Below are 21445 nucleotides of genomic sequence, written 5' to 3'. Positions count from 1 at the left end.
ATCAATTAGAAATCCAAATGTTCCACGTTCAGCGCGTTGTTTTGGATAAATTCGCGACGTGGTTCGACCACGTCACCCATTAGCTTGGTGAATAGATCGTCGGCTTCGGCGACATCTTCGACTTTCACTTGCAGCAGGGTGCGTGCGTCTGGGTCAAGCGTGGTTTCCCATAGCTGGTCGGGGTTCATCTCGCCCAGACCTTTGTAGCGCTGGAGCGATAGACCTTTTTCGCCCTCTTCAAGGATCGCCTTAAGCAGGTCCAGAGGTCCGTGGATCAGCTGGCTGCGGTCCTTGCGTACCAATGTTGCAGGCAGGTTGTAGACGTCTTGCAGGCTCTTGGTGAAAGTACCTGTTTTACGCGCCTCGCCCGACCGCAGCATGCCGCCGTCGAGTGTGCGAACTTCCTCGACCCCGCGCAGGATGCGGGCCAAACGCATACCTTTGTCTTGGGTGATACGACCCTGCCAACCACGTTCCCATTCCAGCGCGATCAGATCTAGGCGCGCGGCAACGCGATCTGCGGTGCCTTGCAGGTCTTGGTCAACAGCGCCGGGTACAAAGGCCCCTGCGATGGCTGCTTGTTCAAGAATATGGCGCGGGTAATGGGTTGGGAATGCATCTAACACGCGCTTAAGCTGGCGCGCCTCGTCAACGACACGGCGCAGGTCGGCACCAGCGATTTCTTCGCCGTTACCCTGACGCAGCATCGCGCCATCAATGCCTTGTTCGATCAGGTATTCATCCATCGCAGCCTGATCTTTCAGGTACACTTCGGACTTGCCGCGAGACACTTTGTAAAGCGGTGGCTGCGCGATATAGAGGTACCCGCCTTCGATCAGTTCTGGCATTTGACGGAAGAAGAACGTCAGCAAAAGCGTACGGATGTGTGCGCCGTCGACGTCAGCATCGGTCATGATGATGACCTTGTGATAGCGCAGCTTATCGATGTTGAATTCGTCGCGACCGATACCTGTACCCAGCGCCATCACCAGCGTGCCGATTTCCTGAGAGTTCAGCATCCGGTCAAAACGCGCACGTTCAACGTTCAGGATTTTACCTTTCAGCGGCAAGATAGCTTGTGTCTGACGATCACGGCCCGTTTGTGCGGAACCACCAGCAGAGTCACCCTCCACTAGGAAGACTTCGGTTTTGGACGGGTCTTTTTCAGAACAATCTTTGAGCTTGGATGCGTTAAAGTTCACATCCATCGCTGATTTACGACGAATTTCGCGGGCTTTACGTGCCGCTTCGCGGGCTGCGGCGGCTTCGACGATTTTGCTGATGATCGACTTTGCAACGGCTGGGTTTTCTTCGAACCATTCGTTCAGCTTTTCACCCATCAGGTTTTCAACGGCTGGGCGCACTTCGGAACTGACCAGTTTGTCTTTGGTCTGCGACGAGAATTTCGGATCGGGTACTTTGACGGACAGTACGCAGGTCAGACCTTCGCGGGCGTCGTCGCCTGTCAGTGAAACTTTTTCCTTTTTGGAAATCCCGGTTTCAGTCGCATATTTCGTGATCGCGCGGGTGAGTGCGCCACGGAAACCAGCAAGGTGGGTGCCACCATCGCGCTGTGGGATGTTGTTGGTGAATGGCAGAACCATTTCGTTATAGCTGTCGTTCCACCACATCGCGACTTCGACGCCGATATCGTCACGTTCGCCGGTCACATAAATGGGTTCTTCCATCAGTGGCGTTTTGGAGCGGTCGAGGTATTTAACGAATTCTTTGACGCCGCCTTCGTAGAACAGGTCCGCCTTCAAAGGCTCGGCCGGGCGCAAATCTTCGAGGATGATCCGCACGCCAGAGTTCAGGAACGCAAGTTCGCGCAGACGCTTTTCCAGCGTGTGGAATTCAAAATCGCGGTTGCTGAATGTCTCGGTCGAGGCAAGGAATGTGACCTCGGTCCCTTTGCGACCATCGGCATCGCCCATAACCTTTAGGTGTTCAGTGGTAAAGCCGCCTTCGAAACGGGCGTAGTGTTCTTTGCCATCGCGCCAAATGCGCAGCTCTAGGAAATCAGACAGGGCGTTCACAACGGAAACACCCACACCGTGCAAACCGCCGGACACCTTGTAAGAGTTGCTATCGAACTTACCGCCAGCGTGCAGCTGGGTCATGATAACTTCGGCTGCGGAAACGCCTTCTTCTTCGTGGATGCCCACAGGAATTCCGCGCCCGTTATCACCGACGGTGACTGAGCCATCAGCGTTAATTTTTACGTAAACATGGTCCGCGTGACCAGCGAGCGCCTCATCAATGCCGTTGTCCACGACTTCGTACACCATGTGGTGCAGGCCAGAGCCATCGTCTGTGTCCCCGATATACATTCCGGGGCGCTTGCGAACTGCCTCTAAGCCCTTGAGAACTTTGATCGAATCGGCGCCGTATTCTTCTGGATTTTTATTGTCGTCGACCATGTAACTTTTCCCGTGTCTTTATGCGCAAAATATATGCGGTTTACGGAAGTTTGTCACGCAAATGACACAAGATTTTGTGGTTTTCAGCCGATGCTAAGTCAGCGCGATAACGCAGGCGACTCCGATCAGTAGCCAACCCGCTGAGAGGTTCAACCGCCGCACCGCTGTGGGGGATTTTAGGAACCCGCGTACGCGGTCAACGGACACTGCCAAAATCAGGTTTCCAGTCAGTGGAACAACAAAGCTAAGCGTGCAGATCGCAATGATATCTAGCGTTGTCATTTGGGTCAGATCAAAGAACCCCGGCAGGATGCCCATGTAGAACAGCGCGGCCTTTGGGTTGCCGATAATGACCGCTAGCCCTGCTAAGAACCCAGCCCACATGCCGGGACGTGTCAGGCGGCTGTTGCTGCTGAGTGACTTGTCAGCGTTCTTAATTAGCAGAGCGCCCATGAGTAGAAAGACAATCACCGCAACCCAGCGCAACACATCCATGAAACCTGCGAATTCGGACACCAACCAGCTAACGCCCAAGACGGCGACCAACGGCCAGAGGATGTCACCAATGGCGACGCCCATCGCCAGTGGCCAAGCTGCCTGAAAACCACCCGACATTGACCGCGCGAGCAGCGCGACCCAAACCGGGCCGGGGGTCAGGAACAATACAAAGAGCGCCGAAGCATAGAGCATGAGCTCGTAAGGGCTGATCGTCATTAAAATTCATGCCCCATGAGGTCGACTTCGGCAGTGTCATCCCACTCCAAATGACCTGTGGGTGCAACCATAAAGCCGCTGTCCGGTGCTGTTATTACCCCAGACGAATGACCGTCCTTTAGGTCCAGTTGGCGTAGTTGGTTTTGCGCCGTGCGAAATCCATAGCGGTTGTAATGCGCGGGATCGCCAAAAAGTAGCGCAAACTGCGCTTGGCTGTCTTGTGCGATTTGAAGCGATTGTGTCACCAACTTGCGTGCAATGCCTTGGCCGCGATGCGTACTGGCTGTGGCGACCTCGGCCAGACCAATGATCGGGATCAACTGACCACGCGACTGTATAGCGCGGTACAGCAAGGCCACATGCCCAGCCAACACATCCCCATCACGCGCCAAAAGGCGCAGGTGGTGCCGCTGCCGATAGTAGGATCGCCCGCTAAAGCCCGTATCGAAAGCCGCACCCAACAGCGTCGCGATTTCAGCGTCGGTCTGAGGCGTCAGATCAAGTTCGTTGATGTTTTCGATGGATATCGTCATGGGGTCGGTAAGGTCAGGCTACCGTCGTCATTAAGCGGCCAGAACGGATTGTATGCAACCTCCCAAACGTGGCCGTCTGGGTCTGCGTAGTAGCCTGAGTAACCGCCCCAAAACACCTTTTCCGGTGCCTTAAGTGCAGTCGCTCCTGCCGCAAGTGCAGCAGCATACGCCGCATCAACCTCGGCTTCGGTTTCGAAATTTTGCGCAAGTGTCATGGCACCCGTGCCCAGTTTGGCGTCAGGTCGTCCTTGGTCCTTGGCCAGTGGTTCTAACCCAAAGAACCCCAGAACCATGCCGTTGATTTGGTAGAACACCACGCCTTCTGTTTCGGAATGCAGGGTCCAGCCAAGTGTGCCGTAAAATGATTTGGCCCGTTCTAGATCTGCTACCCCAAGGGTAATCAATGTCACGCGCTGCGGTGTCATAGGCTTTCCTTTCGGGTCAGGGTCGATTGCCCTTCGATTTCAGTTACTTCGGCGTATTGGGCGCGGTCGCCTAGTTCAGCAAATAGCTCTGGCCCCGTTCCGGTCATAAATGCCTGTGCGCCAACGCTGCATATTTCATCATAAAGCGCGGCTCGGCGCGTCGCGTCAAGGTGGGCGGCGACTTCGTCAAGCAGCAGGATCGGCGGCGCACCAAAATCGCGGGCAAGTGCACGACCATTGGCAAGGATCAAGCTGATCAACAGCGCCTTTTGTTCACCGGTCGAGCAATCCTTTGCGTCGACGCCCTTGTCCGCGAATATGGCGTGCAAATCAGCACGGTGTGGCCCGATCAAGGTGCGCCCTGCCGCCATATCCCGCCCGCGATTGTCTGCGAATGCCGCCTGAAGGTCATCTGGAAATGGGTCCGGGCTGGTCAGCGTCAGATCGGCGGTTGGAAAGGCTGTGGTCGTGGCCTGTTGTGCAGCGGTCAGTTCGGCGATGGCGCGCTGACGGTTGGCTTGGATCGCTGTGCCTGCCTCTGCCATTTGGGATTCGAGAGCCGTGTACCAATGTGAGTCGCGTACCATGTCCTTGAGCAGGCGATTCCGTTCCCGCATTGCCTTTTCGTATGACAGGACTGCATCGGCATGGCTTGGTTCAAAACTAAGCGTCGCGCGGTCAAGAAACCGACGTCGCCCTTCGGCCCCTTCGATCCAAAGCCGATCCATCGAAGGCACCAGCCACAAGATGCGCCCGATCCGGCCAAGCGCGACCTGCGCCGATGCCTTGCCATCAATGCGCAATTGGCGGGCGCTGCCTGCTTCGACCCAGGTTTCTAGCTCATGGGTTTGGTGCAGTGATTGCAGGACTGAGGTGACCTTCCAACCGAGCGCCTCTGGCCGGCGTGTCAGATCATCTGCCGCAGCACGACGCAGACCGCGACCGGGCGACAGCAATGAAACAGCTTCGATGAGGTTGGTTTTGCCCGCGCCGTTGGGTCCAAAAATGGCCAATGGGCGCGGATCAAGCTCTAACACCGCCCGCTTGTGCGATCGAAAGTGCGACAGCACCAGTTCTGAGATAGCGAGCTTAGTCATATCTGGCCGCAAGGGTTTGAACCAAACCCTTGCGCAATGTTTCTACGAAACCTGTCCGCTTCAAACGCGCATCGGCATGACGACGTAGACGGCAGACATGTCGTTGCCTTCGCGCATCAGTGTCGGATCACCTGAGGAATTGAACATGAAGACGGCGTTTTCGCGGTCAACTTGGCTGGCGATTTCCAGCAGGTATTTCGCGTTGAAGCCAATTTCCAGACGCTCATCACCGTAAGCTACGGCCAATTCTTCTTCGGCAGCACCGCTGTCAGGTGAGTTCACGGAAAGGATCAGGCGGTCTTCGTCGAGTGACAGTTTCACCGCGCGCGAACGCTCGGATGATACGGTTGCCACACGGTCGACGGCCTTTGCGAATTCGCTAGCGTCGACTTCCATCTTGCGTGTGTTTCCTTGCGGAATGACGCGTGTGTAGTCTGGGAATGTCCCGTCGATGACCTTTGAGATCAGCGTGATGTCAGGTGTCGCAAAGCGGATCTTTGTCTCGGACACGGACACCGCGATCTGCATGTCGTCGTCATCAAGAAGCTTGCGCAACTCGCCGACTGTCTTGCGTGGAACGATGACGCCAGCCATCTCGGCCGCACCTTCGGGCAGTTCCGCATCAATGCGTGCCAAACGGTGACCATCTGTCGCCACGCAGCGTAGCACCTTGCCGCCGTCGCCATCAGCGACGTGCATGTAAACGCCGTTTAGGTAGTAACGGGTTTCTTCGGTCGAGATGGCAAATTTGGATTTGTCGAAAAGGCGACGCAGAACTGGCGCAGGTGCCGAGAAGTTCGCAGCATATTCAGACGTTGCCATGACTGGAAAGTCTTCTTTTGGCAGCGTTGCGAGCGAGAAGTTTGAACGCCCTGCTTCGATTGTCAGGCGACCAGATGCGCTATCTTCGGTCAGGGACACGAGCGCCCCATCGGGCAATTTGCGCACGATTTCGTTCAACGTCACGGCGGACACGGTGGTCGCGCCAGCGCGTTCAACCATTGCTGGGGCGCGGTCAACGACTTCGATATCCAGATCGGTCGCGCGGAACTGGACAGAGTCACCTTCGGCTTCGATCAGCACGTTTGCCAAAATTGGAATTGTATTGCGTCTTTCGACGACCGATTGGGCTTGTGCGACGGCCTTAAGGAGGGCTCCGCGTTCGATGCTGATTTTCATGTCCCAATGCTCCGCATATCTTGGTGGCGAGAGCCACCGGGACGGAAAATGTACTGTATTTTCCGTGGGGCTCAAGCGTTTTTTTGGACTGTTGACGATGGGCGCACCGGCGTCAAGCGCTGGACTTATTCTTCCAGCGCGCGACGCAGCAATTCAAGATCGTCTGCGATCTGACTATCGGTGACTTTCAGTTCTTCGATCCGGCGCACACCATGCATGACTGTGGTGTGATCGCGGCCACCAAAACGGCGTCCGATTTCAGGCAATGAACGGCTGGTCATGGTCTTGGCAAGATACATCGCGACCTGACGTGGGCGTGCATAGTTGCGCACGCGCTTTGGCCCGATCATGTCGGACAGGCGGATGTTGTAATGTTCAGATACTTTACGCTGGATTTCTTCGACGGTGACTTTGCGATCTGATGCCTTGAGAACATCTGACAGGCAGTCTTGGGTCAGTTCCAGTGTGATTTCACGACCAACAAGCGACGCGAATGCGAACAGGCGGGTCAAAGCACCCTCAAGAACGCGCACGTTGGTTGAAATACGGTGTGCAAGGAATTCCAAAACGCCAGGTGCGATCGCCAGATCAGGATATTGCGCAGCGTAAACTTCGACTTTGGACTGCAGGATGCCCAGGCGCAGTTCATAGTCAGTCGGGTGCAGGTCAACGACCAAGCCACACTGCAGGCGCGACTTAATACGCTCTTCAAGGTCTTTGATTTCACCGGGGGCACGGTCAGCCGAGATGATGATCTGCTTTTGACCATCAACAAGCGCGTTGAACGTGTGAAAGAACTCTTCTTGAGTGCTGTCTTTACCACCGATGAACTGAACATCGTCGACCATCAGAACATCAACCGAACGGAACAGCTGTTTAAAGTCCATCATCTTGCGTTCGCGCAAAGCAGTGATGAAACGGTACATGAACTGTTCTGCGGAGAGATAAAGTACGTTTAGCTCTGGTGAGCGTACTTTGAGTTCGTGTGCGATGGCGTGCATCAAGTGGGTCTTACCCAGACCAACGCCACCATAAAGGAACAGTGGGTTGAATGTGACGGGGCCACCATCAGCAACGCGGCGCGCAGCGGCGTGGGCCAGTTCGTTGGGCTTACCAACGACAAAAGTGTCGAACTTAAAACGCGAATCAAGCGGCGAGCCCGAGATGTCTTCGGTCGCGGTTGGCTTTGGCGCAGGGGCGGCAACAGCTGCTGGGGCGGCAGCGGGCACGGCGCGCGTTTGTGTCGGCACAGTGAATTCCAAACGGCGTACAGATTCGCCCATCTGGTTCATGTGGTAAATGATCTGGTCGCCAAAGTTCTGGGACACGTAGTTGCCGATAAAGTTGGTTGGTACGTTAAAGGTCACAACACCGGCGGATAGTTTGGAAAATTCCAGTGGCTCGATCCAGCTTGAAAAATTGTTCGCCCCAAGTGCGCCCTTAAGTTTCGTCTGTACCGTTGCCCAAGTTTCGTTCGTCATCTTTATCTTCTGTCCCCAAACACATGCCGTTCTTTACACGAGGTTTGCCTCGTGCATGCGCTACACATTTCCGTGGGCAAAAGAATCCTGGTGCTTGAGCGTACCCGACTCAAACAAGATGTCTTTTACCAAATCCATAGGCCTGGATGCATTGAGCCGACCAATGTCGATCTCAGGCACCTGAGCGGCAGATAGAAGAACACAAACTGCAAAACTACCAAAGAGCAGCCCTTGGTAACCGTACAGACGCAAACCCGTTGGACAGAATTCAAGTGATGCATGAACCTGCCCGCCAGTATTGCATGAAGTTCGACAAAGAATGACCAAGTGCGCGGGCGATTGCCACGTACGCTCAACGATATTTCAATGCAAACTCTCCATGTCCCCCCGGAACGATGTGAATCGCTTGGGCAAACTAGCAAGCTCGCTGCGGACGCTTCAACAGAACATCGTACTTGACTCTAAGAATGCGCGAAAAGAATCTACGGGCCCGCAGAAAACACAACAAACAATCGTAATTTGACAACACTTGCACAAAAAAAGACGCGCCCAGAAAGGACGCGTCTTTTAGCAATATTCCGCCACCCATCGCTGGGTAGAATCGAAAAACTTAGCCGAGCGCCTTAACGCGCGATGCCAAGCGAGAGATTTTACGTGCTGCTGTGTTCTTGTGAACAACGCCTTTTGTGACGCCGCGCATCAGCTCTGGCTGGGCTGCTTTCAGAGCAGCTGCAGCTGCAGCTTGGTCGCCTGAAGCAATCGCTTCTTCAACGAAACGCAGGTAAGTACGGATGCGCGAACGGCGCATTTTGTTTACTGCAAAGCGGGCTTCGTTTTGACGGGCGCGTTTTTTCGCCTGAGGTGTGTTTGCCATTTGGTCTTTCCCTTCGTCGGGTCAAATTAAAATTCACTAGCGTAATAAGCCCCGACCGGGTTCAGAACCGGTTGATCTGGCCAAAGCGGGCCTCACACGCATGTATGAGGCGCCGCATAAGCCAGATTCCCTAGCAATGCAACGCCATTTTTGATCCGCGTTAGTACACGCGCTTTGAGTAAGCCTGATACAAGTCTTCGAGTTCTTCGACCTTATGCAGCTTTACCGCAAGCAAGTGATAGAGATTCGCGCGGTCGTCCACGCTCATCTCTGCGCCCGAAATCACGGTTTCCAGATAACCATTGATCACAGACCAGTCCGAGGCGACATGTTTTAAGTTTTCTGCGATTTCCGCCGTGGGTGCGGGCTTAATGCCCAGTTCAGGCATCCCATCAGTCAATGCGCGCATGCCCACCTCGAATTGACCGATCGTCTTTTGAAGATCTTCGATCAAGGCAGCGTTACCTTCGCCGGACCATACCCGGCATGCCTCATATGCCATCCGCTGTGTCATCATAGCCAAGCGGCCAGACACTTCTAACAACAGCATGTCAGATTGTAGCAGTTCGACAGGGTTCGAATACTCGGCCTCGATTTCGCTGAGCAGATGGTAAGTTTGATCCAACATTCGGTCGGCGGAATCGTAGACGACTTCGACCGCCGCTCGGTCACTCGGGTCGGTCAAAACGGTTAAGGCCGCATCGTAGATCGGCTCCCATGCGACGATCAGTTCTTCGATCTCTCGTGCTACTTTGAAAAGGGTCTCGGGGCCGATAATACCGCGCGTTTCATCGCCGTGCAGCAACGCGAGAACTGTCTCGTCAAACCGCGCGATGCTTTTTCCGAGAAGCTCGGACGCTTCTTCGACATCAACGTCATGATGAAGATAGCAAACCGCTGCGGGAATTTCTTGGGAAAGGGTTCGAAGCAAATCGGCAGCGATGACGCGATTTGCGGCGCCCATATCGATGATGATCTCGGTTTGCTCTGTAAGAACAACCTGATCAGTTGCAGAAGTTGATGTTTGCCCTGCGTACAGCGTGGCGGGGTGGAGGATACTCAGAATACTAGTCACAAACGCAGTTTTTTTAAGCGTCATGAAGGTCATTTCATTCCTTATCTCAGAACATGGCGTTGTGTCGAAACAATCCGTTAAGTTGATGCAAGCTATTCACTTGCAACCCTCGGATTGCATTGCGGCAAAAACAGGTAATCGATACGGCAAAATGGTGGCTAAACAGATCGCATTAGGATGCGAGGCTGGCTACCGGTCGCGGAACTGCGGTTCACGCTTCTCTAAGAACGCGGCCATTCCTTCGGATTGGTCCTCAGTCGCGAAGAGCGACTGGAACAGGCGGCGTTCATGATTCAGGCCTTCGGCCAGTGTGGTTTCATAGGCGCGATTGACTGCTTCTTTGGCCGCAATTGCGGCGATTTGTGATTTCTCAGCAATCTTTTCAGCTGCTGAACGTGCTTCGGACATTAACTTTTTCGCAGGAACGACGCGGCTCACAAGTCCGCTACGCTCTGCCTCATCGGCATCCATGAAACGCCCGGTCAGGTGCATTTCCATCGACTTTGACTTGCCGACAAAGCGCGTCAAACGCTGTGTGCCACCAATCCCAGCGATAACACCAAGGTTGATTTCAGGCTGTCCGAATTTCGCGTTATCAGCGGCAATAATAAAATCACACATCATTGCCAATTCGCAGCCACCGCCCAGCGCATAGCCTGCGACAGCGGCGATGATCGGTTTGCGGGTGCGGTTAAAACGGTCGGTTTCGTTTTCAAAGAACCGAGTCGTGTACATTTCGACAAAGCTTTTGTCGGACATTTCAGCAATATCCGCACCAGCAGCAAATGCCTTTTCGGATCCGGTAACAATGATGCAGCGCACTTTGTCGTTTGCATCGGCTTCTTCAAGCGCTGTGCACAGTTCGCGCAGCAATTGGCCATTCAGCGCATTCATCGCATTTGGGCGGTTCAGAGTGATAGTCGCTACAGAATCGCTGACTTCTACGATGATTTTCTCAAAGGCCATTCAAGTGCTTCCTGTTACCACGGACTACGCTAGTGATTAGCAAAGGCGACACATGGTGCAAGTTATCTTTGGCATTGCGGACAAAAAAAGGACGAGCGTCCCGACTGAACGATTCGCTGAATTGTCTTTTGACATCCGTCGGTTACGCATGTTTTTCCTTCTTGATCATAGACTTGAAAGACATGCTGAAAATATCCTAGCTCGCCGTCCGATTGCCGATAATCGCGCAAAGATGACCCGCCTGCGGCGATTGCTTCGGACAAAACATCGCGGATAACGGGAACTAAACTCGCCACGCGCTTGGCGCTGATTTGGCCCGCTTTTCGTTTGGGGTGGATGCCCGCGCGAAACAGAACCTCGCAAACATAGATATTGCCCAAGCCAGCGACGATTCCCTGATCAAGCAGCGCGGATTTTATTGGTGTGTTCTTACCCTTAAGCCGTTCTACCAAATAAGTTTCGTCAAATGCGTTACCCAGTGGTTCAGGCCCGATGTCGCGGATTAGCCAGTGGTCTTCTTGTGTCGCGGTATCCAGCAAATCCATCGCGCCAAACCGACGCGCATCGTTAAAGGTGATCCGCGCACCGTTTTCCATGTGCAGCACAACATGGTCATGTTTGGCAGGCACAGGGTGCGGGTGATGGAATTCACCAACCTTTACGCCAGACACCAACATCCGCCCCGACATACCAAGATGGATCAGCAGCGTCTCACCGCTATCAAGATCAGCCAAGATATATTTAGAGCGCCGCCGCAGACCCAGTATGCGTTTGCCCGTTAATCGCGCAGACATGTTTTCAGGAAACGGCCATCGCAGATCAGGGCGGTTGATATCGGCTTGTGCAATCACCTGCCCTTCCATTGCGGGGGCGATGCCAGCTTTGACGGTTTCAACTTCGGGAAGTTCGGGCATTACATCCTGTTATTCTTTGCGATTTGTTTCCTTGCATATGTAAGGAAGGGACGGATGCCGACAAGGTATTTCATCACCTCGGTCTTTCTTCCGCTCTCTAATCGCAGGACATAGGCGTACTGCCCGTTATCCCGAATCGAGAGAATATCCTGCCAGCGAAAATCGACCTCGCGCAGGAACCAATCCTTGTGAATGATGCCATGTTGATCATAGCGCAGTTCATATAGGTTCGTATAAAGCAGGCTATATGCGACAACGGCGCTTAGGCCTTCTTTCAAATATGGAACGTCGGGAATGTATTTGGTTCCAGTCAACCAAGTCATCCAAAGAATAGCACCGCCGATTACGATACTAATCAGCCGCATGCCAATTGTTGGACGCAGGATCGTTTCGTTCAGTGTCATATTTGGTTCGGCGTTCTTGCCAACCCCTGCAACAAACCCAACATCCATCGGGAGATTGCTAAGCTGTGTCTTGGCAAAACCCGTCTGTTCGACCTCTTGGCCTTCGCTGTCGCGCTGATTTGTCCATTTAGTCACACGCCGCGCGGTCAAAAACCGAAGATAATGGAAACCGAAAATGACTGCGCCGCAAAATACGAAACCCAAAACGACATATATAATATCTAGCAATGCTGTGCCGACCTCCCGTGTCACATTGACAGTTTGTCTATTGGACCAAGTCCGTATAACCCGTTTGGGACAGTATTCGGGCGAAAGAATGACATGACCGACAAGCCAGAGAACACCACCCACTTTGGGTTTGAAACCGTACCCGAGGGCGAAAAAGCAGGCCGCGTGCAGGGCGTGTTTTCCTCGGTGGCGAGCAAATACGACATTATGAACGATGTGATGTCGGTTGGTATCCACCGGGTCTGGAAAGACGCGATGATGGATTGGCTTGCCCCTCGCCCCGGCCAACGGTTGTTAGATGTTGCTGGCGGCACTGGTGATATTTCATTCCGGTTCTTGAAACGTGCGGGCCACGGGCATTCAACCGTTCTGGATATTACCGAATCCATGCTTGTCGAAGGCCGCAAACGCGCCGAGGCAGAACGCATGTCAGACAGTCTTGATTGGGTGGTTGGCGATGCGATGGCGCTGCCGTTCGAATCGAACACCTTTGATGTTTACACGATCAGCTTTGGCATCCGGAACGTCACCCGCCCCCAAGAGGCGTTGAACGAGGCTTACCGCGTGTTGAAACCCGGTGGTCGTTTGATGGTTCTGGAATTTAGCCAACTGCCGAACCCGATGATGCAGGCCGCATATGACGCTTATTCGTTCAATGTGATCCCGCAGATGGGTCAGCTCATCGCTGGGGATCGGGACAGCTATCAATATCTTGTGGAATCCATCCGCAACTTCCCAGACCAAGACACGTTCCTAGACATGGTGCGCAAAGCGGGCTTTGGGAATGCAAAGTATCGCAACCTGTCGCTTGGCATTGCGGCGCTGCATTCGGGTTGGAAACTGTAATATGCGCGGCCCCCATAATATCATTCGCCTGATCCGTACGGGCGCTACATTTGAACGCACCGGCGCGATGAAAGTCGTTCTGGAAGCTTTGGACGCTGGCCCGTTATTGCGCATGACGTTCCGCACGCTGGTCTGGCCGTTTCAATGGTTAGGCTACAAAGGCGACGTGAACATGCCCCCGGTCACGCGGGCACTGACCGCGCTGGGCCCTGCATATATCAAATTTGGGCAAGTCCTTTCGACGCGGCCGGATGTCGTTGGTGAAGATATGGCTGCGCAACTGCGCGTCCTGCAAGACAAGCTGCCACCGTTCTCAATGGAGGAAGCTAAGACCGCAATCCAAAGCGAACTGGGCGCGTCAACCGATGTGCTATTCTCGACCTTCTCGGAACCAGTTGCTGCGGCATCTCTGGCGCAGGTACACAAGGCCCATCTGGCCGACACTGGCGAAGCTGTTGCCGTCAAGGTTCTGCGCCCCGGTATCGAAAAAGCGTTCCGTAAGGATGTCGATGCATTCTATTTTGCGGCACGCGCGATCGAGGTTCTTTCACCTGCTTCCCGGCGCCTGCGCCCGATGGATGTGATCACCCATTTCGAAGGGGTCGTTGCGGGCGAACTCGATCTGCGGCTTGAGAGCTCGGCCGCAGCAGAATTCGCGACAAACACAGCGAAAGACGAAGGGTTCCAAGTACCTTTGGTGCGCTGGCATCTGTCTAGCCGCCGGGTGATGACGCTTGATTGGGCCGAAGGGTCCAGCATCGGTGAAAACGCCCAGCTTGATGCCGCAGGCCATGATCGCACTGAGCTGGCATCGCGTGTACTGCAACTATTCCTGAACCACGCGCTGCGCGATGGTTTCTTTCACGGTGACATGCATCAAGGGAACCTGAAAGTCGCTGCCAGCGGTGAAATCATTGCCTATGATTTTGGGATCATGGGCCGGATTGATGAATACACACGCCGCGTCTACGCCGAAATCCTGTTCGGCTTTATCCGCAAAGATTACCAGCGCGTTGCCGAAGTCCATTTTGAGGCGGGCTATGTCCCTGCACACCAAGATGTTGATGAATTCGCGCGCGCACTTCGGGCGGTAGGTGAACCGATCTTTGGTATGGACGCGAGCCACATTTCGATGGCGCGTTTGCTAAGCTATCTGTTCGAAGTGACCGAACGCTTTGGCATGGAAACGCGCACTGAACTGATCCTGCTACAACGCACCATGGTCGTGGTCGAAGGTGTCGCACGATCGCTCGACCCGCATATGAACATCTGGCAGGTCGCCAAGCCTGTGGTCGAAAGTTACATTAAGCAAAGCATCGGCCCCAAGGCCCTACTGCGTGATCTTGGAAAAACCGCGATGGTGTTGTCGCGGTTTGGTCCCCAACTGCCCCGCCTCGCGGAACAGGCCCTAATCCGGCAGAACAATCCACAACCGCAACCTAGGCCGACATCATTGGCTAATCAGCTGGGCTGGATGGCTTTCGGTGGTGCGCTTGTCGGCGCGGGTGTTTGGTTAAGCGCGCTGCTTTAGAGTGATCGATCACGCAGCGCGCTCACTTGCGATGTCGCGACAGCCACACCGCCGTCAAGGATCAGGATCGTTTCACCGTTTTGGGCGCGCACTTCGGTTACTGTGGCGTATAGCTCGACCGGGTCTTCGGTCAGCACCTCGCCCTCTAGCGAACTGACCAGTTCGAATGAATACAGCCCCTCTGGGAAGGGGTATCCACCAATGTCCACACCAGCCCACTCCACGGGTTCCGCACTGATCGGAACGTCGAACCGTTGAACTTCGACACCCAAATCGTTACGCACAATCACCTCTGCCTTGTCGGCCACTAATGCTGGGTTCGGCGCCAATGTTATCGGCTCGCCATCAAAATACGCAGGCGTCGCGGCGCGTGCTTCTTTACCGACCCACGCCGCCATATCCGCAAGCCCGCCCGAAGCCAGTTGGCTACTGAGTGACTTCAGCAGGTCATTTGTCATGACTGCCTGTTCAACGCCCGAAAACGTAGCAAGTTGCGTGGCATAGTCGGTCGAATCAACTGGATTGAGCGGGTCCTGATTTTGCATCTGTACAGTCAGCATCTGCAAAAACATCTCAAAATCGCCGCTTGCGCTCGTGGTGGCCTGTGCGGTTTGTGTTGTGGTCGCTGAGTTTACGGCGGTTACATCCATACCATTCTCCTAAAGTCTAATATCCAAACCGCTTTTCAACAGCATCTGCGTGGTCCGCCCCGGCGAGCCATCGTTATGATCCTCTGGGTGGTCATTCCCTGAGCCAAACTCCGTCGGGCTATCATCATCGGGCCTGTCGCCTTGACCAAATGAGAACGAGATATCGCTATAGCCAAGGTTCCGGAACTCGTTCACCAACGTATCGATATGCCGACGTAGCAAATCTGACGTTTCTTGTCGTTCGGCGGAAATGCTAACGTTGATCGCTCCATCCACGACAGACATGCTTAGCCGCACCCGGCCCAATTCTTCTGGATTCAAAGCGATTTCAGTTGCCTTGCCGGGTTGTTCGGTCACCGCAACCGCAAGCTGGTGTGAAGCATGGCGCGCGGTTTCAACTGTCGCCGTCTGGGGCGCAGTGGCCGACGTTTGCAGTTGTGACACTGCAGCTTTTTCGTAGGGAAGTGGTAGAGGTGGATCGCTTGTTAGCACCGGATCGTGGACGATCAAAGCTCCATCGCTAACTGCCTTGGTTTTCTCTATCGGAGGGGTTGCAACGCCAAGGCTAGTCACACTTGTCCGCGCTACGTCTGAGCTACGCTGGCTCTTAGCCACAACCTCTGGATCATCGAATTTGCGCTCAACTTTGTTTGTAAACTCTACCTGCTTTCTAGCGTCTGGCCGCCGCGCCTCAGGTTCATGCATAGGCTTCATTTCTTCCCGCGGAAGTACCCCATTATCATTCACTTGCTTCGCCATTTCGGGAACAGCTTCCGAAGACTTCGCCGGTTTAGGTATCTGCATTTCCAAAATCGTCTGCGCGACGCTTTCGCGAATCGACACCGCTTTGGTCGGGCCGGTTTTCTCAATTTCATTGGCTGCCTTAGACATCGCCACATCGTCCTTCAGTGGCAGCTCATTGTGTTTCGACAAGGCAATTTGACTATTAGGTGCGCCATCCGTTTCAACATGTGTCTCAGCAACCGGCGCGTCAGATTTCGACTTTGCAGGCAACAATTCATCTATGGCGACTGCATCAACCGAAACTTTTTCGATATCCTCTTCAGGCACATTAGCTGGCATCTCCTCATCGGTGATGCTGTCCAATATGTCTGCGAACGCAAACTCTGGTTCAGCATCAGCGAGCTTCCCAAGCGCGATCGCGGGTTCCGTCGCGTTTGACGTATCGAGCAACAACAAAGGTATCATCGGTTCTCCGAAAGAATCTGCGAATACCCGTCTTTTGAACGACAAAGCTTACTGATTGTTTACCGCTACCTGAAACAAGGAACGTCGACACAGACCGGAGAACCCGATGACGACTATCCCTGTTTTACCCCCGCCACGCGCCGCGGCATCACTACCCGACTATATTCAGAACGACGAAAAACTGCGGGTTGCTGCGCAAAAACTCGAGGCCTCGTTTTTTGCAGAAATGTTGAAATCCGCCGGTGTCGGTGAACCGCTTGAAAGTTTCGGCGGTGGCGCAGGAGAGGAACATTTCGCATCGTTTCTTCGTGAAGCACAAGCAAACGAAATGGTGAAATCAGGGGGCATTGGTTTGGCAGAAGCTTTGTTCGAAGCGATGAAGGTAAAGATGCATGCATGAAACGATCACACAAAAACTCCTAACAACACTGAATGCCGAAAAAGCGGCGTTGTGTAGTGGCAGCTTCGACGCTTTGGATGAACTAAGCCATCAGAAGTACCAACAATTTGAAGCATTCTCTGCAACACAACCAACGGGCCCTGAATTGCAGAAAATTCAGCGTCTTCTGTCAGAGAACCAGACCCTGATTTCGGCTGCAATTGCGGGCGTACAAGCAGCGCGCGCGCGCGTTGACGCTCTTCAAAACGTTCGCTCTGGGCTAAGTGTTTATGATCAGTCCGGCGCATTGGCCCGGGTTTCGATCTGTCGGCCTGACGTCGAAAAGAAGGCGTAATTTGGATAAAATTTGCGACGTTTCGACAAGCCGCTTTAACCCCTTGTTCAGCCATTTTCGAACAATCTAACGACATCGCCAAAACGGCTAGTCGTCCCTGCCCAGGCAAGGATGATGACCACCGTCAGAATGACGTTTCATTCCGTGGGTCCTCCACGGTTTCCTGAATCAACATGGCGCAAAGCGCCTCCAACAAAGGACCATGAAACATGTCCAGCATTCTGACAAACAACAGCGCAATGGTTGCGCTTCAAACCCTCAAATCCATCAACGGTGATCTGTCCAAGACACAGTCGATGATTTCGACTGGTAAAGAAGTCAGTTCGGCCAAAGACAATTCGGCGATTTGGGCGATCTCTAAGGTGATGGAATCTGATGTCGCTGGCTTTAAGGCCATCTCAGACAGTCTTTCACTGGGTGAATCTACGGTTGCAGTCGCCTCTGCGGGTGCCGAACAAATCGTTGAAACACTAAAGGAAATGAAGCAGCTGGCGGTTTCGGCACAATCCGAAAACGTGGACTTCGCAAAAATCCAGGCTGACATGGACGAAAAGGCCGCGCAGGTCGCATCAGTTATTGGCGCGTCCCAATTCAACGGTGCAAACCTTTTGGCAACTGACGTGGACGGAAACGGTGGAACTGGGCTGAATGTTCTTTCGTCGCTTGACCGGGTCGGAAACACGGCACCAACGCCATCGCTGATTACAGTCGACAGCGTCAACTTTGAGGCCAACATCGATCTCGTCACGAACCTGACTGCGATCACTGACACCACCACGGCTGCAACCGCGCTTGGAGAGCTTGAGACCTTCCTTACAACAGCGATCGACGGTGCTGCACAGCTTGGCGCGTCCTCAAAACGTATCGACAGCCAAAATGACTTTATCGGTAAACTGTCGGACTCGCTGAAATCCGGGATCGGCACGATGGTTGATGCCGACATGGAAGAAACATCAGCGCGACTGCAAGCGTTGCAAGTTCAGCAGCAGCTTGGTGTTCAATCGCTATCGATTGCGAACCAAGCACCACAGACCATCATGTCGCTCTTCCGTTAAACTGAATAGGTGGCGCCGTTGTCTCGGCGCCATCACTCAATTCGCCGCGGAAAACCCGCGTCTCGTTCGAATTCGTGCCGGAAGGACATCGCGTGAACGTCATAGAACAAGCTCGGCAAGCTTATGCCCCCAATCGAACCTCAATCAGAACAGACAGATCGGTCGAAGCCCAACTGGTTAGCCAAGTCACTGCGCGTCTGCGCGAAGCCATGAACGACCAAACGGTCGGCTTTTCTCGCGTAGCGGGTGCCGTCCATGAAAACCGCCGTATGTGGACGACAATGGCTGCCGACGTCGCCGACGAAGGAAATGGGCTTCCTCGTGATCTGCGAGCGCAGTTGTTTTATCTGGCCGAGTTCACAGAACATCACAGCAGACGTGTTTTGCGTAAAGAGGCGGACCTATCGGCGCTCATCGAAATAAACACCGCAGTCCTTCGTGGGCTTAACGGCCGGGGGGCAGCGTAATGTCAGGTCTTGTACTTAAACTGAATCCGAAAGAGCGCGTTTTAGTGAATGGCGCAGTGATCGAAAACGGTGATCGGCGGAGCAGGTTGTCGATCCTTACACCCAACGCCAATATCTTGCGCTTGCGCGACGCAATCCGCCCTGATGAAGTAAATACGCCAGTTCGACGGGTCTGCTATATCGCCCAACTTGTGCTTTCGGGTGACGTCACAGAAAGCGACGCACGACTGCAGATCATGCGTGGGATTGAGCAACTAAGCCAAGCGTTACGCGACGAAGACAGTCGGCAGCATCTGACTGCTGCGACCCACGCCGTGGAGAAAAGCGACTTCTATCGTTCACTCAAAGCGTTACGCAACTTGCTCCCGAGAGAAGCGCGTCTTCTTGCTAGGCACCATGCATGACATTTCAACCAGTCGTTCCTTTATCTGGTTATGGTGGTTGGCGTTTTCTTGATCGGACACTCGAAAAGCAACAAGACGCCTTTTCTAGCAGCCAACCCATTGTGCGCGATACCGAATACTTTCGTGAAAATATCAGTGGCATTCAAACCGCCGAAGATTTGGTGAATGACCGCCGTTTGCTTTCGGTCGCTCTTGGCGCATTTGGCCTTGATGACGATATCAACAATCGCTTCTTCATCCGCAAAATCCTAGAGGAAGGGACGACATCCGACGATGCGCTTGCCAATCGGCTGGCGGACAATCGTTATGCTGACTTTAGCGACGCGTTTGGGTTTGGCGATCAGACTGTTAACGCGACTGGCGCAGCGGGCTTTGCTGACGACATTATTGATCGATACGAAATTCGTCAGTTTGAAAAGGCTGTTGGCGAACAGGACAACGACCTTCGGCTCGCGATGAGTGTTGGTAATGGGATTGCTGACATTCTTAGCCGCAACAGTACAACGGCAGGCCAGTGGTATTCTGTTATGGGGAACGCGCCAATGCGTAGCGTATTCCAGACTGCGCTTGGTCTGCCATCTAGTACGGCCAGCATTGATCTAGACCAACAGCTTGGAATTTTCCAAGAACGGTCAAAAGCCGTGCTCGGTACCGACAGCTTTGCTGACTTCTCGAACCCTGAAAACCAAGAAAAACTGATACGAATGTTCCTTATCAGGTCGGACGCGGCAAAAATGGCGTCATCTTCGGGTAGTTCAACAGCACTCACGCTTCTCCAATCGATGCCTCAGCTATTTTAAGGGTCAATCGACGACAGCTTTGCGGTCATTCGTTTTGCCAAGGCCTGCCCCCGGACGCATGGCTTGGCGCAGTTTAGCAAAATGCGCCAACGTTCCTCGGCCGTCTTTGATTGTTAAAAAGCTATCTAGATTTGGTTCACAAGCGACTGCAGCATCAATCGTCGAATCCGTGCCAGCTACATATAATCCGGATTGGATCATCAATTCGGCCCGTTGATATACGCCCAAGTGCGCACGTGCTTGCGAAATAAGTGCATTTTCTTGCGGGCTCGCTGCGTTGGGCAAAGAACGCGATACTGACTTTAGGAGGTCAATTGCTGGGAAACGCCCTCGCTGTGCAATCTCGCGATCCAAAACAACATGGCCGTCCAAAACCCCGCGCAACATATCCGCGACGGGCTCATCCATGTCCGAACCTGCAACAAGAACTGAAAAGACAGCCGTGATATCGCCACTATCGTCAGCCCCCGGTCCTGCCCGTTCACAAAGAGCAGCAATGGCAGGGCCAGTTGATGCAGGATATCCGCGAAGGTTTGCCGTTTCACCACCAGCCACTGCGACTTCGCGATGTGCCTCGCAGAAACGTGTTACGGAATCGACCAGCAATAAGACTTGCTTGCCTGCATCCCTAAAATGTTCGGCAACGGCAGTCGCTGCCCATGCACAACGCCGACGCACCTGCGGTGCACGTTCTGACGTGGCAGCGACAACGACGGCGCGCGACGTCCCTTCTTTGCCCAATACCTCTTCGACAAAATGGCGAACCTCGCGACCGCGTTCACCGACAAGTGCGATGACAATTACATCTGCGCTAACACCGCGGGCCAGATCGGCCAACAGTGTTGATTTCCCGACACCTGATCCTGCAAATAGACCAATCCGCTGCCCCTGAACAATTGGTAAGAGCGTGTTGAAAACTGCCAATCCGGTTTCAATGCGCGCCCCCATCGCGCGGCGTTGATGCGGCGCGGGTGGCTCCGCACGAATGCGGCGTGGCGTGACACCGGGCAAAAGCGGACGCCCGTCGATTGGCAGGCCATCGGGATCAATAACACGACCGATCCAACTATCATCTGGGGCAAATATAGGTGGCGGGCCAAAGACGACGCGGTCGGCAAGACAAACGCCGTCCGACGGACCATCAAGCAATGCATGTGCACCATGCTGGTCCAGCCGCACGATTTCACCGTGTATCTGTCGCCCGTCGCTAAACACGCGTGCCCGGTCGCCAACCTTAACAGAATGATTCGCGCCGCCGATCTGCACAGTACCGCCGTGCACCCCCGAAACCCGCCCTACTTTATGAACGGCCCGTAAATTTGCGACAGCCGTTGCTGCCTGTTCAAGAATGTTTTGCGTCATCTGCTGTTCCTGTCGTGGTCTCACAAACCTCTTCTTAAGGAATCAGCCTTAATGCTTTGTTGAAACGAAACGAGGGA

Annotated in this window: 23 protein-coding genes; 8 read left to right on the top strand and 15 right to left on the bottom strand. The window is 53.9% G+C overall.

Annotated features, from left to right (window positions below):
• Positions 1-5: 5 nt before the first annotated feature.
• The 12 genes from gyrB to ACHUEV_RS14185 all read right to left on the bottom strand — a co-directional run bounded on the left by gyrB (position 6) and on the right by ACHUEV_RS14185 (position 12310).
• Positions 6-2420 (bottom strand): DNA topoisomerase (ATP-hydrolyzing) subunit B, encoded by a 2415-nt coding sequence (gyrB, locus tag ACHUEV_RS14240; RefSeq protein ID WP_394180971.1) that lies wholly within the window; start codon positions 2418-2420, stop codon positions 6-8.
• 93 nt (positions 2421-2513) lie between these two features.
• On the bottom strand, positions 2514-3134 hold the full coding sequence (locus tag ACHUEV_RS14235) for a LysE family translocator (protein ID WP_394180969.1): 621 nt from the start codon (positions 3132-3134) through the stop codon (positions 2514-2516).
• Positions 3134-3667 (bottom strand): GNAT family N-acetyltransferase, encoded by a 534-nt coding sequence (locus tag ACHUEV_RS14230; protein ID WP_394180967.1) that lies wholly within the window; start codon positions 3665-3667, stop codon positions 3134-3136. Before ACHUEV_RS14230 ends, ACHUEV_RS14235 begins: the two co-directional genes overlap by 1 nt.
• On the bottom strand, positions 3664-4092 hold the full coding sequence (locus ACHUEV_RS14225; RefSeq protein ID WP_394180965.1) for a VOC family protein: 429 nt from the start codon (positions 4090-4092) through the stop codon (positions 3664-3666). Before ACHUEV_RS14225 ends, ACHUEV_RS14230 begins: the two co-directional genes overlap by 4 nt.
• Positions 4089-5189, bottom strand: coding sequence for a DNA replication/repair protein RecF (recF, locus tag ACHUEV_RS14220; RefSeq protein ID WP_394180963.1), 1101 nt, complete (start codon positions 5187-5189; stop codon positions 4089-4091). Before recF ends, ACHUEV_RS14225 begins: the two co-directional genes overlap by 4 nt.
• Positions 5190-5249: 60 nt before the next feature.
• A complete protein-coding gene (gene dnaN / locus ACHUEV_RS14215; RefSeq protein ID WP_106357083.1) occupies positions 5250-6368 on the bottom strand; it encodes a DNA polymerase III subunit beta in 1119 nt (372 codons plus the stop codon).
• 125 nt (positions 6369-6493) lie between these two features.
• Entirely contained in the window at positions 6494-7849 is a 1356-nt protein-coding gene (gene dnaA / locus ACHUEV_RS14210; protein ID WP_394180961.1) for a chromosomal replication initiator protein DnaA, read from the bottom strand.
• A 610-nt stretch (positions 7850-8459) separates the two neighbouring features.
• The gene (gene rpsT, locus ACHUEV_RS14205) at positions 8460-8723 is read right to left on the bottom strand and encodes a 30S ribosomal protein S20 (RefSeq protein ID WP_394180959.1); all 264 of its coding nucleotides are present in this window, start codon (positions 8721-8723) and stop codon (positions 8460-8462) included.
• 160 nt (positions 8724-8883) lie between these two features.
• Entirely contained in the window at positions 8884-9822 is a 939-nt protein-coding gene (locus ACHUEV_RS14200; RefSeq protein ID WP_394180957.1) for a type IV pili methyl-accepting chemotaxis transducer N-terminal domain-containing protein, read from the bottom strand.
• 165 nt (positions 9823-9987) lie between these two features.
• Positions 9988-10764, bottom strand: coding sequence for an enoyl-CoA hydratase (locus ACHUEV_RS14195; RefSeq protein ID WP_394180955.1), 777 nt, complete (start codon positions 10762-10764; stop codon positions 9988-9990).
• A 62-nt stretch (positions 10765-10826) separates the two neighbouring features.
• Complete coding sequence (gene mutM, locus ACHUEV_RS14190; protein ID WP_394180953.1) at positions 10827-11678, bottom strand: bifunctional DNA-formamidopyrimidine glycosylase/DNA-(apurinic or apyrimidinic site) lyase; 852 nt, start codon at positions 11676-11678, stop codon at positions 10827-10829.
• Positions 11678-12310: a hypothetical protein gene (locus ACHUEV_RS14185; RefSeq protein WP_394180952.1), complete on the bottom strand. Its 633-nt coding sequence runs from the start codon at positions 12308-12310 to the stop codon at positions 11678-11680. Before ACHUEV_RS14185 ends, mutM begins: the two co-directional genes overlap by 1 nt.
• Before the next feature lie 93 nt (positions 12311-12403).
• Here ACHUEV_RS14185 and ubiE point away from each other — a divergent pair, with 93 nt between their 5' ends.
• Together ubiE and ubiB are read left to right on the top strand one after the other, a co-directional pair.
• Positions 12404-13156: a bifunctional demethylmenaquinone methyltransferase/2-methoxy-6-polyprenyl-1,4-benzoquinol methylase UbiE gene (gene ubiE, locus ACHUEV_RS14180; protein ID WP_106746751.1), complete on the top strand. Its 753-nt coding sequence runs from the start codon at positions 12404-12406 to the stop codon at positions 13154-13156.
• Position 13157: 1 nt separating this feature from the next.
• The gene (gene ubiB / locus ACHUEV_RS14175; protein WP_394180949.1) at positions 13158-14687 is read left to right on the top strand and encodes a 2-polyprenylphenol 6-hydroxylase; all 1530 of its coding nucleotides are present in this window, start codon (positions 13158-13160) and stop codon (positions 14685-14687) included.
• Here ubiB and ACHUEV_RS14170 read toward each other — a convergent pair.
• Entirely contained in the window at positions 14684-15337 is a 654-nt protein-coding gene (locus ACHUEV_RS14170) for a flagellar hook capping FlgD N-terminal domain-containing protein (RefSeq protein ID WP_394180947.1), read from the bottom strand. The two genes, ubiB and ACHUEV_RS14170, sit on opposite strands and share 4 nt — an antisense overlap.
• Positions 15338-15346: 9 nt before the next feature.
• Complete coding sequence (locus ACHUEV_RS14165) at positions 15347-16546, bottom strand: flagellar hook-length control protein FliK (protein ID WP_394180945.1); 1200 nt, start codon at positions 16544-16546, stop codon at positions 15347-15349.
• A gap of 106 nt (positions 16547-16652) precedes the next feature.
• Between ACHUEV_RS14165 and ACHUEV_RS14160 the strand changes: the two genes are divergently transcribed.
• The 6 genes from ACHUEV_RS14160 to ACHUEV_RS14135 all read left to right on the top strand — a co-directional run bounded on the left by ACHUEV_RS14160 (position 16653) and on the right by ACHUEV_RS14135 (position 20006).
• Positions 16653-16946, top strand: coding sequence for a rod-binding protein (locus ACHUEV_RS14160; RefSeq protein ID WP_394180943.1), 294 nt, complete (start codon positions 16653-16655; stop codon positions 16944-16946).
• Positions 16939-17280 carry a flagellar protein FlgN gene (locus ACHUEV_RS14155; protein ID WP_394180941.1) on the top strand — a complete coding sequence of 114 codons (342 nt, stop codon included), beginning with the start codon at positions 16939-16941 and terminating at the stop codon, positions 17278-17280. The genes ACHUEV_RS14160 and ACHUEV_RS14155 overlap by 8 nt, the downstream gene beginning before the upstream one ends.
• A gap of 209 nt (positions 17281-17489) precedes the next feature.
• On the top strand, positions 17490-18335 hold the full coding sequence (locus tag ACHUEV_RS14150; protein WP_394180939.1) for a flagellin N-terminal helical domain-containing protein: 846 nt from the start codon (positions 17490-17492) through the stop codon (positions 18333-18335).
• A 92-nt stretch (positions 18336-18427) separates the two neighbouring features.
• On the top strand, positions 18428-18802 hold the full coding sequence (gene flaF / locus ACHUEV_RS14145; RefSeq protein WP_394180937.1) for a flagellar biosynthesis regulator FlaF: 375 nt from the start codon (positions 18428-18430) through the stop codon (positions 18800-18802).
• Positions 18802-19206 (top strand): flagellar biosynthesis repressor FlbT, encoded by a 405-nt coding sequence (flbT, locus tag ACHUEV_RS14140; RefSeq protein ID WP_394180935.1) that lies wholly within the window; start codon positions 18802-18804, stop codon positions 19204-19206. The genes flaF and flbT overlap by 1 nt, the downstream gene beginning before the upstream one ends.
• A complete protein-coding gene (locus ACHUEV_RS14135) occupies positions 19203-20006 on the top strand; it encodes a DUF1217 domain-containing protein (RefSeq protein ID WP_394180933.1) in 804 nt (267 codons plus the stop codon). The genes flbT and ACHUEV_RS14135 overlap by 4 nt, the downstream gene beginning before the upstream one ends.
• A 3-nt stretch (positions 20007-20009) precedes the next feature.
• On the opposite strand, the gene ACHUEV_RS14130 is transcribed toward ACHUEV_RS14135, so the two are convergent.
• Positions 20010-21368, bottom strand: coding sequence for a FliI/YscN family ATPase (locus ACHUEV_RS14130; RefSeq protein ID WP_394180931.1), 1359 nt, complete (start codon positions 21366-21368; stop codon positions 20010-20012).
• Positions 21369-21445 lie beyond the last annotated feature (77 nt).

This window comes from Yoonia maritima (assembly GCF_043641945.1).
GTDB classification, from domain to species: Bacteria; Pseudomonadota; Alphaproteobacteria; order Rhodobacterales; family Rhodobacteraceae; genus Yoonia; species Yoonia maritima_B.
This window is presented reverse-complemented; position numbering and strand designations above follow the sequence as displayed.